A 12,552-nucleotide genomic window follows, 5' to 3' on the forward strand; every position below is an offset into this window, starting at 1 on the left:
GCAAGGGGGTCGAGCGATGTCCTCACCGTATGACGAAGATTGGTTAACTTTCAACTAATCTAGCCGGATAGTGATCCGCTTCACACCGTGCGGTTTTTCGAGCCGCTACTCGGCGTCCGGGTCCGCCGCCTCGTCGGCCTCCGAAGCGGAGACCGCGGCGTCGAGACGGGCCCGTGCGCCCTCCAGCCAACGCCGGCAGACCTTGGCCAATTCCTCGCCACGCTCCCAGAGCGCGAGCGACTCCTCCAGGGTCGTCCCGCCCGTCTCCAGACGCCGAACGACCTCGATCAGCTCGTCGCGTGCCTGCTCGTATCCGAGCGCCTCTTCCGTGGTGGCTGCCATGAGAACCACCCTATGCGCCGGGTCCGACAACGCGCCGCACCGCGAACTCGCCCGCCGCGACCCTGGCCCGCAGCTCCTCGTCCACCGCGACCTCCTCCGGAGAGCGCACGACCGATCCGTCCGCCCGCTGGAGCACCGCGTACCCCCGCTCCATCGTCGCCGCGGGCGACAGCGCCCGGACCCGCGCCCGGGTGTGCGACAGCTCCGAGTCCGCCCGGTCGAGCAGATGCCCCAGCGTCCGCCGGCTGCGCGCGAGCAGCGCGTCCAGCTCGTCCTCGCGCTGCTCGACCATCCGCTGCGGATGCTCCATCACCGGCCGCGCCAGCGCGTGCGCGAGCCCGCGCTCCTCCCGGTCGAGCAGCCCCCGCACGGTCCGCAGCGCCCGGTCCCGCAGACCCCGCACCCGGTCCAGCTCCTCGCCGACGTCCGGTACGACCTTCTTGGCGGCGTCGGTCGGCGTGGAGGCGCGCAGGTCCGCGACGAGGTCGAGCAGCGGGGAGTCCGGCTCGTGACCGATCGCGGAGACCACCGGCGTACGGCAGTCGGCGACCGCCCGGATCAGCTGCTCGTCCGAGAACGGCAGCAGGTCCTCCACACTGCCGCCGCCGCGCGCCACGATGATCACGTCCACCCCCTCGTGCGCGTCGAGCTCCTTCACCGCCTGGACGACCTGCGGCACCGCCTTCACTCCCTGCACGGCGACGTTGCGCACCTCGAAGCGGACGGCGGGCCAGCGGCGCCGCGCGTTCTCCAGGACGTCCCGCTCGGCGGCGGAGGCACGGCCGACGACCAGGCCGACGAGCTGGGGGAGGAACGGCAGGGGCTTCTTGCGGTCGAGCGCGAACAGCCCCTCGGCGCCCAGGCTCCGCTTCAGCTGCTCCAGACGGGCCAGCAGCTCCCCGATGCCGACCGGCTTGATCTCCACCGCCCGCAGCGACAGCTGCCCACGCGGCGCGTACCACTCGGGCTTGGCGTGCACGACGACCCGGGCACCCTCGGAGACGACGTCGGCGACGGCGTCGAAGACCTGACGGAAGCAGGTCACGCCGATGGAGATGTCGTACGAGGGATCCCGCAGCGTCAGAAAGACGACCCCGGCCCCCGGTCGTCGCGACAACTGCGTGATCTGCCCCTCGACCCACACGGCACCCAGGCGGTCGATCCAGCCCCCGATCAGCCGGGAGACCTCCCCGACGGGCAGCGGCGCTTCGGCGGACGTAGTGAGACCCATGCGCCGAGCGTAGTGGCGGGGTCCGACAGGGGAAGAGGGGGCGTCACACGTCGTGTCCGCGGCTCACGCCGGGCGGGCCGCTCCCTGGACCGCGAGGACGACCAGGCCCACCCCCAGCCAGACCACCCCCACCACCTGCGCCGACACCGCCGCCTCCACGATCACCGCCACCAGGATCACCGCCCCCACCACCGGCACCACCACGTGCCGCAGCCAGTGCGGCGGCCCCTCCATCCGGCGTACCGCGAACCACCCCACCACGCTCGCGTGCAGCAGGACGAAGGCCGTCAGCGCCCCGATGTCGACCACCGACACCAGATGGTCGAGACCGTCGTCCCGCTGCGCCGCCCACACCGCCGCCACCATGGTCACCGCCGCCGCGATCAGCAGCGCCACCCGCGGCACCCCCGAGTCCGTACGGGCCAGCGGGCGCGGCAACCGCCGGTCCCGGGCCATGGCGAAGAGCAGCCGGCCCGCCGCCGCCTGCCCCGCCAGGGCCGCGAACGCCGCGCCGATCGCCTTCGACACCGCCACCAGATCGTGCAGCCAGGTCCCCACCGACGCGTCCACCGCGTCGTAGAAGGCCGACCCCTGCTTCGCCGGATCCGCCGCCAGCTCCGCTGAGGAGAGCGGTTCGAGAAGCACCACCAGATACGTCTGCGCCACGAACAGCACGCCCGCGAGCGCCAGGCAGAACAGCACCGCCCGCGCGACCTTCGCCGAGCCCCCGGTCACCTCCTCCGCGAACGAGACGATCGCGTCGAAGCCCAGGTACGACAGCACGGCCACCGACACCGCGCCCACCACGGCCGCCGCCGAGATCGACCCGTCCCCGGTCAGCGGCGACCACCAGTCGCGCCGCGCCCCGTCCCGTACGAGAACGACCACCGCCGACACCACGAAGACCAGCAGCACCACGATCTCCATGGCGAGCACCGCGAAGCCGACCCGCGCCGCCGCCCGTACCCCCCAGAGATTGAGCAGCGTCGTGACGACCACCGCGAGCGCCGTCCACACCCACCGGTCCACCTCCGGAACCAGCGCCTCCATCGCGATGCCCGAGAAGAGGTAGGCCACGGCCGGGATCAGCAGGTAGTCGAGCATCGCCATCCATCCCGCGATGAACCCCGGCCCCTCGCCCAGGCCCTTGCGCGCGTACGTGAAGACCGAACCCGCCAGCGGGGCGACGCGCACCATCTGGGCATAGCTGAATGCGGTGAATGCCATCGCCACGGTGGCGACCAGGTAGACGAGCGCCACCGCACCGTGCGACTTCGCGTCCAGGGTGCCGAAGACGCCGACGGGGGCCATGGGCGCGATGAAGAGCAGCCCGTAGACGACAAGGTCGCGGAACCCGAGGGTCCGTCGCAGTCCGGTGTGCGCTGCCACCTGTGCTTCCTCGGCCATGCGCCCAGTCTCGGCCACGATGTCGATCACCCGCCGGACCGACGCGGCCGTAGCCCGCCGCCGTAGCCCGGCGCCGGATCACGCGGCCTTACGATGGGACGCATGACTGCTACGCCCGCGTCGACGCCCGAGACCGCGACCACGACGAACCGCCCGAAGCGTGTCCTGCTCGCCGCTCCCCGCGGCTACTGCGCGGGCGTGGACCGTGCCGTGATCGCCGTGGAGAAGGCCCTGGAGCAGTACGGGGCGCCGATCTACGTACGGCACGAGATCGTCCACAACAAGTACGTCGTCCAGACCCTGGAGCGGAAGGGCGCCGTCTTCGTCGACCAGGCGACCGAGGTGCCGCCGGGCAACATCGTGATGTTCTCCGCGCACGGCGTGGCTCCGAGCGTGCACGAGGAGGCCCGCGAGGGCCGCCTCAAGACCATCGACGCGACCTGCCCCCTGGTCACGAAGGTGCACAAGGAGGCCGTCCGGTTCGCCAACGAGGACTTCGACATCCTCCTGATCGGCCACGAGGGCCACGAGGAGGTCATCGGCACCTCCGGCGAGGCCCCCGACCACATCCAGCTCGTCGACGGACCCGAGGACGTGTCCAAGGTCGAGGTCCGCGACCCGTCGAGGGTCGTCTGGCTCTCCCAGACCACGCTCTCGGTCGACGAGACGATGGAGACGGTGGACGCGCTGAAGGAGAAGTTCCCGCAGCTGATCTCCCCGCCGTCCGACGACATCTGTTACGCCACCCAGAACCGGCAGCTGGCCATCAAGGAACTCGCCGGCCAGGCCGAGCTTGTGATCGTCGTCGGCTCGAAGAACTCCTCGAACTCGATCCGCATGGTCGAGGTCGCCAAGCAGGCCGGCGTTCCCGCCGCGTACCTCGTCGACTTCGCGAGCGAGATCGACGAGGCATGGCTGGAGGGCGTCACCTCCGTCGGCCTGTCGTCGGGCGCCTCGGTCCCGGACGTCCTCGTCCAGGAGGTCCTGGAGTGGCTCTCCGAGCGTGGCTACATGGACGTGGAGATCGTGAAGACGGCCGACGAGTCGCTCACCTTCTCGCTCCCCAAGGAGCTCCGGAACAAGGACCTGCGCGCCGAGGCCGCGAAGCTCGTCGAGTAGTGGTCGAGGAGTAACTGTCGGCGTCTGCCCGTACGGTGGAGTCCATGAACGTCTTCGGAGTGGACATCGGCGGCTCGGGCATCAAGGGCGCTCCTGTGGACCTGGAGCGCGGAGCGCTGGCCGAGCCCCGCCACAAAGTGCTGACCCCCGAGCCCGCCACACCCGACGGTGTGGCGGGCTGCGTCATGGAGGTCGTGGAGAACTTCGGCTGGTCCGGCCCGGTCGGGGTGACCTTCCCCGGTGTCGTCACCGGCTCCACGATCCGTACCGCCGCGAACGTCGACAAGGCCTGGATCGGCGTCGACGCCGGCAGACTGATCGGCGAACGCCTTGGCGGGCTCCCGGTGACGGTCCTGAACGACGCGGACGCGGCCGGCGTGGCCGAGATGACCTTCGGCGCGGGCAGGGGCCGCAAGGGCACGGTCATCCTGCTGACGCTCGGTACGGGCATCGGCTCGGCGGTCTTCGTGGACGGCCGGCTCGTGCCGAACACGGAGCTGGGCCACCTGGAGCTGAAGGGCCACGACGCGGAGACGCGGGCCTCGTCGAAGGCCAAGGAGGACGAGGGCCTCAGCTGGGAGCACTGGGCGACGCGGCGGGTGCAGAAGTACCTGGCACATGTGGAGATGCTGTTCTCGCCCGAGCTGTTCATCATCGGCGGAGGAGTGAGCCGCAAGGCGGACAGGTTCCTGCCGCTGATCGAGGGAATCAGGGCGGAGATCGTCCCGGCGGAGCTGCAGAACAACGCGGGGATCGTGGGCGCGGCGATGGCGGCGCGGGCGCGCTGAGCGGCGACGTCCTTCGCGGTTTCGGCGGCGCGCTCTTGGCGGTCGCGGCCTCCGAGGCGACGGCCCCCGAGGCTACGGGCGGCGGACCTTCTGGGGCGCGCGGGCGACGACGCGCTGGCGGCGCCCCATGTCCCGTACCTTCCGGACGCAGGTGATCAGACCGGCGACGAGGGTGCCGCCGTAGAGCCACCCGGCGTGCACGGCGAGGGCGGTGACGACGGCCATCGCCTGCCCGCCGAAGCCCCCGCTGCCGCCCGAGATCGGCACCACACCGACCGCGAAGGCGATGGGCACGCTGATCGGGGCGGTGACGAGGTCGGCGGTGCGGACCCAGAGCGCGGTCAGGGCACTGACCGGCAGGAACAGCAGGCCGAACGCGAGCGGCGAGCCGTCGAGGATCAGCTGGTCGAGAACGCCGAGCACCAGCATGGTGGCGGAGGCGAAGAGCCCGGCGCCGAGGCCGGTGAGCCTGGGATTGGGCAACCGCCGCAGGGCGAGGACGACGGGCGGCACGGGCCGCCCTCCGGGCACGGCCCGCTCGATCCGGCCGCTGCCGGGGCGGCCCGGACGCGCGGCGACCCGGTAGACGGCGGCGCCCTCCACGAGCGCGCCGGGCGGCGTGAGGGGCGTTTGCGGCCGTCGGCGGCCTTGAGGCTGACTTGTCCTGTGCTGCTCCACTACACCAACGTAGGTCGGGAAGGGGCGGGGGACCGGGCCAGGACACGCCCTTTGGGTGACGTTGCCGTCGAGAACGGCCGAAGGTCGGCGTCGCAGGCCGGTTCGGACCCCCCGTAAACTGGGGGATCGGCCCACCCACCGCACCCCCCATCCGTACTCCAGGAAGTCGCCACCGTGTCGCTCACGATCGGAATCGTCGGTCTGCCGAATGTCGGCAAGTCGACCCTGTTCAACGCCCTGACCAAGAACGACGTCCTGGCGGCCAACTACCCCTTCGCCACGATCGAGCCGAACGTCGGCGTCGTCGGTGTCCCCGACGCGCGTCTGACGAAGCTGGCGGAGATCTTCAGCTCGCAGCGGGTGCTCCCGGCGACGGTCGACTTCGTGGACATCGCGGGCATCGTGCGCGGCGCGAGCGAGGGTGAGGGCCTGGGCAACAAGTTCCTGGCGAACATCCGCGAGTCGGACGCGATCTGCCAGGTCATCCGCGCGTTCAAGGACGAGAACGTCGTGCACGTCGACGGCAAGGTCTCGCCGAAGGACGACATCGAGACGATCAACACCGAGCTGATCCTCGCCGACCTGCAGACGATCGAGAAGGTCCTGCCGCGGCTGGCGAAGGAAGCCCGCATCAAGAAGGACGTGGCACCCAAGGTCGCGGCGGTCGAGGCGGCCAAGGAGATCCTGGAGCGGGGCGACACGCTCTTCTCGCGGGGCATCCTCCAGGGCTCCGAGAAGGCCGAGCTCCTGCACGACCTGCACCTGCTGACCACGAAGCCGTTCCTCTACGTCTTCAACGTGGACGAGGACGAGCTGACCGACGACGCCTTCAAGGACGAGCAGCGCGCGCTGGTCGCCCCGGCGGAGGCGATCTTCCTCAACGCCAAGCTGGAGCAGGACCTCGCCGAACTGGACGAGGAGGACGCCATGGAGCTCCTCCAGTCGGTGGGCGCGGAGGAGCCGGGCCTCGCGACCCTGGCCCGCGTCGGCTTCGACACCCTGGGCCTCCAGACGTACCTGACGGCCGGCCCGAAGGAATCCCGCGCCTGGACGATCAAGAAGGGCGCGACGGCCCCGGAGGCGGCCGGTGTGATCCACACCGACTTCCAGAAGGGCTTCATCAAGGCCGAGGTCATCTCGTTCGCCGACCTCGTCGAAACGGGCTCGGTCGCGGAAGCCCGCGCGGCGGGCAAGGCCCGCATGGAGGGCAAGGAGTACGTGATGCAGGACGGCGACGTGGTGGAGTTCCGCTTCAACGTCTGATCGATGAAATAACACCACGTCGCTGACGTGGCAAATATGCAGGCCAGAAGGGGTCCATCTCTCCGGATGTGGGCCCCTAGCCTTTTCCCGTGCTGGATGCGTGCTGGGTTAGCTGATCGTCCATCAGCCGTTTCCCCTCTCGGATGGCACCAAGAGTGGTACGTTATTAGGTACCACTTGATGGGAGGGCCGGGTCATGTCGATAACGGCGAGTGAAGCCCGCAAGGAACTGTTTCCGTTGATCAAGAAGGTCAACGAGAACCATGAGGCCATCGAGATCGTCTCCAAGCACGGCAACGCCGTGCTTGTCTCGGCCGAAGACTACGCGGCGCTGCGCGAGGGCTCCTACCTGCTGCGCTCGCCGGCGAACGCCCGGCGACTGCTCAAGGCGTACGAGAACGCCCTGTCGCACATCAACGTGTCGGAGCGTGAGCTGATCGATCCCGAGTCAGCGGACGCAGGTGCGGGTGCCGCGTGAGGCTTGTCTTCGAGGACCAGGGCTGGGAGGACTACACGTCCTGGCTTAAGAACGACCGCAAGATGCTCGCCCGGATCAACAAGCTCGTCGAGGACGTCAGGCGTGACCCCTTCACCGGCATCGGCAAGCCGGAGCCGCTGAAGTATCACCTGCCTGGGGCCTGGTCGCGACGGATCGACGACGAGCACCGCCTCGTCTATCTGGTGACGGACAAGGAGATCGTCATCCTCGCCGCCCGGTATCACTACTGATCGGTGAGTGTTCGGTGTGCTGGGATGCCTCTTCCGCACTGGGATGACCTGCTTGAAGCCTCGGTTTTCTCGGTCGAGGTCCTCCGCGAGTGGGGGCGACGAATGTCGGCATAATGCAGCCACGGATCGCGATGGAGGTACGGACCCTTGAAGCTTGCCGAGGCGCTGGCGCTGCGGGCGGATGCCGCGCGCAGGGTGGAGCAGTTGCGTGCGCGGGTGGTCGGCAATGCGCGGTATCAGGAGGGGGAGACGCCCGCGGAGGACGCGGCGGCTCTGCTGGGTGAGGCCGGGGAGGTGCTGGACGAGCTCGAGGCGTTGATCCGGCGGATCAACCGGACCAACGCCCAGGCGGTCGTCGACGGCGGCGGGACCCTGACGGACGCCCTGGCGCGGCGGGACGTCCTGCGGTTGCGTCATGCTGTGATCACCGCGGCGGCCGACGCCGCGGCCGGTCGCGATCAGGGCAGGGTCCGGCAGCTCCGGTCCGAGCTCAAGATGCTCTCGGCGCTCCCGGTCGCGGAGCTGCGCGCCCGGGCCGATGTCCTGGCCCGCGAGATCCGTGAGGTCGACGTACTGATCCAGCGGTCGAACTGGGAGGTCGATCTGCTGGACTGAGCGAAGCGCTCGATGTGGAGCAGGTAGTCGCCGCGGAGGCGTGCACAAGCCGCGGGCCGGCGGTTCATCCGGTCCCTCTTGGTGCGTGGAGAGCAGCGCTGGGGTTCGATTCCCCGAATCACACAGCAGCTCAGCACGGCGCACACGAGATGGTGCACAGCGCACAGTTCACCACCATGTGCAGATCCGCGACGGTGAGGGCGGGATCGGGGATCTCCACATCATCGAGCCGGCGGTCGGCCCGCGAACGGCTCTTCAGGCATCCGGCAGCAGGCCGAGCTGGTCCAGGAACTCCATCTGGTCGAAGTACAGCCGGTAGCTCACGATGCGGCCGTCCTGGACCGTCGCGAAGTCCACCCCACGGATGCGGACGTCCTTGCCCGTCGGCGGCAGTGTCTCCCCGGTGGGCATCAGGATCGGGCCCGTGTTCGTCCCGCTGTAGAAGCCCTCGTCGATCGCCGTGTCACCGATCTCGTACGAGCGCTCAGAGGTGAACGTGGCCTGCGGTAGCGCTTCGGTCATCGTCCGCCAGTACTCGACGATCGCCTCGCGTCCCCGTACCTCGCCCGCGTCCGGGGTGATCGCGACGGCGTCCTCGGCGTAGAGGTCGGCCACCGCCTTCAGATCGTGACTCGTGGTCACCGCCTCGGTGAGCCGGTCCATGACCGTGCGTGCCTCTCCCATGATCCACCTCCGTGATGCGGAGCCGGGTGATCTCTGGTTTTCCTATTTTCTCACCGACGAACCATGATCGACTGTTGGAGGCGACAGAGACGACACACATGACATCGATGAACGGAGAGGTCCCCCATGTCCTACCCCCGACCCCGCTACCACGGCGAGAAGGGTGAGATCAGCGCCGCCTTCCGCCCCGCCGGCACGCCCGCCGACCTCACCGTCGCCAACGGCACCCAGACGCACTATCTGGCCACCACCGCTTCCACCGGAGGTGAGTTCGGGCTCTACCGGGTCGACATGACCGCCAAGGCCGGTGGCCCCTCCACCCACTTCCACAAGACGATCTCGGAGACCTTCTTCATCCTCGACGGAACCGTCCGCCTCTACGACGGCGCCCAGTGGATCGACGCCGAGAAGGGCGACTTCCTCTACGTCCCGACCGGCGGGCTGCACGCCTTCCGCAACGACTCCGACGCGCCGGCCTCGATGCTCATGCTCTTCGCGCCGGGCGCGCCCCGCGAGGAGTACTTCGAGAAGGTGGGAGCGGTCGCGCGGATGACCGACGACGAGCGGGCCGAGTTCTTCCTCACGCACGATACGTACTGGACGGACTGAGGCCCGTCTTCGCGCCCGCCCCACACAGCGGTACGACTGTCAGCCCCGGGCGCGGAGCTGCCGCGCGTACGGCGGCCCAGCAGGCCACGCCCGTCGACTCCACGAAGAGCCCCTGCCGCGCCAGATCCAGCTGCGCCGCGTGGATCTGATCCTCCGTCACCGTGAGGAACGTCCCGCCCGTCCCGCGGACCGCCCCCAGGATCTGCCGTGCCCGGGGCGGGTTCGGGATCGCGATGCCCTCCGCGAGGGTGGGGCGTACGGGCGCCGGTTCCGTCAGCTCCTCCGCGCCGGCGTGGAACGCGGCGGCCAGCGGGGACACCGCCTCCGCCTGGACGGCGACCAGGGCGGGGCGTGTGTCGACGAGCCCGTGGCCGTACAGCTCCTCGACGGCCAGCGCGGCGCCCAGGAGCAGGGTGCCGTTGCCCACCGGGACCACGAGCGTGTCCGGGAGCCGGCCGCCGAGTTCCTCCCAGAGCTCGTACACGTACGTCTTCGTACCGTGCAGGAAGTGCGGGTTGTACACGTGCGAGGCGTAGAACGTGCCGGGCTCGTCGGCGGCGTCGCGCGCCGCCCGCGCCGTGGCCTCGCGGTCGCCGGGGACGACGGTCAGCCGCGCGCCGTGCGCGCGGATCTGCTCCAGTTTCTTCGGGGACGTGCCGTCCGGTACGTAGATCACGCAGTCGAGGCCGGCCCGCGCGCAGTACGCCGCGACGGCCGTGCCCGCGTTCCCGCTGCTGTCGGCGAGGACGCGGCGAAGGCCGCCGCCCTGCGCGAGGCGCCGGGCGAGCTCGGCGAGCATGACCGCGCCGCGGTCCTTGAAGGACAATGTCGGCATGAGGAAGTCGAGTTTGGCCGAAACCACATCCGTGAGCGGGACCAGGGGAGTGCGGCCCTCGCCGAGCGTCACATGCGGGATCTCGGTCGCCAGCGGCAGCGCTTCCTCGTAACGCCACAAGGAATTCACGCGTGACGCAAGGGACTCCAGTGACACCGGCGCGCTGGTGAACTCCAGGTCCCAGGGGCCTCGGCACTGCGGACAACACCAGGTGAGGGCGTCGGCGGGGGCGTGGACACGGCACCGGGGGCAGACGTAGGCGGTCATGGTCGTCAGCATGGCAGCGGTGTGGCGGGCGTGTGTCGGGGCGCTCGGAGGCCTTGTGTGATTCCTATGGATCCGTCAATCTTTCGCTCGGCAGCCAGACGTTCGAAACGGCGTGGACACTTCACGTCTGCTTGACATGTCCCTGCCGTTCCCCCACAGCAGCGCACCACCTATGAGGAGGATCCCTCACATGTCAGTGATGCGTGACTCGCGGCGCAGACTCGTCGCCGCCAGCGCCATAGCCGTCGCCGCCCTCGCTCTCGGCACCGTCTCCGCCCTCCCGGCCACCGCGGCCGAGGCCGCCGCGGAAGGCGTCATCCAGAACGCCGGAGCCCCCGGGACGATCGCGGGCAGCTACATCGTCACCCTCAAGGAGTCCGCGCCGGCGGAGACTTCGAAGGGCCGGGCGGTCGCGGCCAAGCACGGCGCGACGATCAAGAAGACGTACACCTCCGCGCTCAACGGCTACAACGTCGAGCTCTCGGAGGCGCAGGCGAAGAAGCTCGCCGCCGACCCCGCGGTCGAGTCCGTCGTGCAGAACCGCGTCTTCACGGTCAGCGGCACGCAGCCCTCCCCGCCGTCCTGGGGCCTGGACCGGGTCGACCAGCGGGCCCTCCCGCTGAACCAGAGCTACACCTACCCGGACACCGCGGGTCAGGGCGTGACGGCGTACGTCATCGACACCGGTGTACGGATCTCCCACAGCGACTTCGGCGGCCGGGCCTTCAACGGCTATGACGCCATCGACAACGACAACGTCGCGCAGGACGGCCACGGCCACGGCACGCATGTCGCCGGCACCGTCGCCGGCTCCGCCTACGGCGTGGCCAAGAAGGCGAAGATCGTCGGCGTCCGTGTGCTCAACAACCAGGGCTCCGGCACGACCGCGCAGGTCGTCGCCGGCATCGACTGGGTCACCCGCAACGCCGTGAAGCCGGCCGTCGCCAACATGAGCCTCGGCGGCGGCATCGACTCGGCCCTCGACACGGCCGTGCGCAACTCGATCGCCTCGGGCGTCACGTACGCCGTCGCGGCGGGCAACGACAACTCCAACGCGTCCAACTACTCGCCGGCGCGGGTCTCCGAGGCCATCACGGTCGGCTCCACGACCAACACCGACGCCCGCTCCAGCTTCTCCAACTATGGCAGCGTGCTGGACCTCTTCGCCCCGGGCTCCTCCATCACCTCGGCGTGGAACAGCAGCGACAGCGCCACCAACACCATCTCCGGTACGTCGATGGCCACGCCGCACGTCGCCGGCGCGGCCGCGGTCTACCTCGCCGACAACCCGACGGCCACCCCGGCCCAGGTGTCGACGGCGCTGACCACCGCCGCCACCCCGAACGTCGTGACCAGCCCCGGCACCGGCTCCCCGAACAAGCTGCTCTTCGTCGGTGGCGGCGGCACCACCCCGCCTCCCGGCAAGCGGTTCGAGAACACCGCCGACTACGCGATCGCCGACAACGCGACCGTCGAGTCCCCGGTCACCGTCAGCGGCGTCACCGGCAACGCGCCGTCCGCCCTCCAGGTGCCTGTGAACATAGTTCACACCTACATCGGTGACCTCCAGGTCCAGCTCATCGCCCCCGACGGCACGGCGTACACGCTGAAGGGCTACGGCACCGGCGGCAGCGCGGACAACATCAACACCACGTACACGGTCAACGCCTCCTCCGAGGTCGCGAACGGCACGTGGAAGCTGCGGGTCAGCGACAACGCGAACTACGACACCGGCAAGATCGACTCCTGGGCCCTGCAGTTCTGAGGCCCTGCAGTTCTGAGACCCTGCAGTTCTGAGGCTCAGTGGGTCTGAACGATGACGTGTGAGTGAGGGGCGGTCGCCGGCGGGCGGCCGCCCCTCACCCATGCACGCCGCCTCGGTACGATGCGCGCGCCCGTTCGCATGTTCGTACCAGCTGTCGCAGCCCCGCCCGCACAGGAGCACCGTACTCGTGGAGCCCTCCCAGCCGCCCCAGGAACCTCAG

The 12,552-nt window shown here is 69.7% G+C and carries 14 protein-coding genes; 8 read left to right on the forward strand and 6 right to left on the reverse strand.

Annotated elements, in window-relative coordinates; translation table 11 throughout:
* Positions 1-105: 105 nt before the first annotated feature.
* From ACFYV5_RS30000 to ACFYV5_RS30010, 3 genes are all read right to left on the reverse strand, one after another.
* Positions 106-342 carry an exodeoxyribonuclease VII small subunit gene (locus tag ACFYV5_RS30000; RefSeq protein ID WP_355105741.1) on the reverse strand — a complete coding sequence of 79 codons (237 nt, stop codon included), beginning with the start codon at positions 340-342 and terminating at the stop codon, positions 106-108.
* A 10-nt stretch (positions 343-352) separates the two neighbouring features.
* Entirely contained in the window at positions 353-1,573 is a 1,221-nt protein-coding gene (gene xseA, locus ACFYV5_RS30005; protein ID WP_389173508.1) for an exodeoxyribonuclease VII large subunit, read from the reverse strand.
* Positions 1,574-1,636: 63 nt separating this feature from the next.
* Positions 1,637-2,980 carry an APC family permease gene (locus ACFYV5_RS30010; RefSeq protein ID WP_389173510.1) on the reverse strand — a complete coding sequence of 448 codons (1,344 nt, stop codon included), beginning with the start codon at positions 2,978-2,980 and terminating at the stop codon, positions 1,637-1,639.
* Positions 2,981-3,073: 93 nt separating this feature from the next.
* Between ACFYV5_RS30010 and ACFYV5_RS30015 the strand changes: the two genes are divergently transcribed.
* Both ACFYV5_RS30015 and ppgK read left to right on the forward strand, forming a co-directional pair.
* Entirely contained in the window at positions 3,074-4,099 is a 1,026-nt protein-coding gene (locus tag ACFYV5_RS30015) for a 4-hydroxy-3-methylbut-2-enyl diphosphate reductase (protein WP_389173512.1), read from the forward strand.
* 44 nt (positions 4,100-4,143) lie between these two features.
* A complete protein-coding gene (gene ppgK / locus ACFYV5_RS30020; RefSeq protein ID WP_389173514.1) occupies positions 4,144-4,887 on the forward strand; it encodes a polyphosphate--glucose phosphotransferase in 744 nt (247 codons plus the stop codon).
* Between the two features lie 72 nt (positions 4,888-4,959).
* Here the strand turns inward: ppgK and ACFYV5_RS30025 are convergent, their stop codons facing one another.
* Positions 4,960-5,565 (reverse strand): DUF6542 domain-containing protein, encoded by a 606-nt coding sequence (locus ACFYV5_RS30025; RefSeq protein WP_389173516.1) that lies wholly within the window; start codon positions 5,563-5,565, stop codon positions 4,960-4,962.
* 174 nt (positions 5,566-5,739) lie between these two features.
* On the opposite strand from ACFYV5_RS30025, the gene ychF reads away from it, so the two are divergent.
* From ychF to ACFYV5_RS30045, 4 genes are all read left to right on the forward strand, one after another.
* Entirely contained in the window at positions 5,740-6,828 is a 1,089-nt protein-coding gene (ychF, locus tag ACFYV5_RS30030) for a redox-regulated ATPase YchF (protein ID WP_389173518.1), read from the forward strand.
* A 196-nt stretch (positions 6,829-7,024) separates the two neighbouring features.
* Positions 7,025-7,306, forward strand: a complete 282-nt coding sequence (locus ACFYV5_RS30035; RefSeq protein ID WP_389173520.1) for a type II toxin-antitoxin system Phd/YefM family antitoxin — start codon at positions 7,025-7,027, stop codon at positions 7,304-7,306.
* Positions 7,303-7,557 carry a Txe/YoeB family addiction module toxin gene (locus ACFYV5_RS30040; RefSeq protein WP_389173522.1) on the forward strand — a complete coding sequence of 85 codons (255 nt, stop codon included), beginning with the start codon at positions 7,303-7,305 and terminating at the stop codon, positions 7,555-7,557. The genes ACFYV5_RS30035 and ACFYV5_RS30040 overlap by 4 nt, the downstream gene beginning before the upstream one ends.
* 147 nt (positions 7,558-7,704) lie before the next feature.
* Positions 7,705-8,172 (forward strand): DIP1984 family protein, encoded by a 468-nt coding sequence (locus tag ACFYV5_RS30045; RefSeq protein ID WP_355105755.1) that lies wholly within the window; start codon positions 7,705-7,707, stop codon positions 8,170-8,172.
* Between the two features lie 255 nt (positions 8,173-8,427).
* Here the strand turns inward: ACFYV5_RS30045 and ACFYV5_RS30050 are convergent, their stop codons facing one another.
* On the reverse strand, positions 8,428-8,856 hold the full coding sequence (locus ACFYV5_RS30050) for an ester cyclase (protein WP_389173525.1): 429 nt from the start codon (positions 8,854-8,856) through the stop codon (positions 8,428-8,430).
* 126 nt (positions 8,857-8,982) lie between these two features.
* Here ACFYV5_RS30050 and ACFYV5_RS30055 point away from each other — a divergent pair, with 126 nt between their 5' ends.
* Complete coding sequence (locus ACFYV5_RS30055; RefSeq protein ID WP_389173527.1) at positions 8,983-9,465, forward strand: cupin domain-containing protein; 483 nt, start codon at positions 8,983-8,985, stop codon at positions 9,463-9,465.
* Here the strand turns inward: ACFYV5_RS30055 and ACFYV5_RS30060 are convergent.
* Positions 9,437-10,579, reverse strand: a complete 1,143-nt coding sequence (locus ACFYV5_RS30060) for a threonine synthase (RefSeq protein WP_389173529.1) — start codon at positions 10,577-10,579, stop codon at positions 9,437-9,439. The two genes, ACFYV5_RS30055 and ACFYV5_RS30060, sit on opposite strands and share 29 nt — an antisense overlap.
* A 178-nt stretch (positions 10,580-10,757) precedes the next feature.
* Here ACFYV5_RS30060 and ACFYV5_RS30065 point away from each other — a divergent pair, with 178 nt between their 5' ends.
* On the forward strand, positions 10,758-12,332 hold the full coding sequence (locus ACFYV5_RS30065) for a S8 family peptidase (RefSeq protein WP_355105761.1): 1,575 nt from the start codon (positions 10,758-10,760) through the stop codon (positions 12,330-12,332).
* The last annotated feature ends 220 nt before the right edge of the window (positions 12,333-12,552 follow it).

It is taken from the genome of Streptomyces sp. NPDC003035, from assembly GCF_042888285.1.
In the GTDB taxonomy this organism is placed as follows: domain Bacteria; phylum Actinomycetota; class Actinomycetes; order Streptomycetales; family Streptomycetaceae; genus Streptomyces.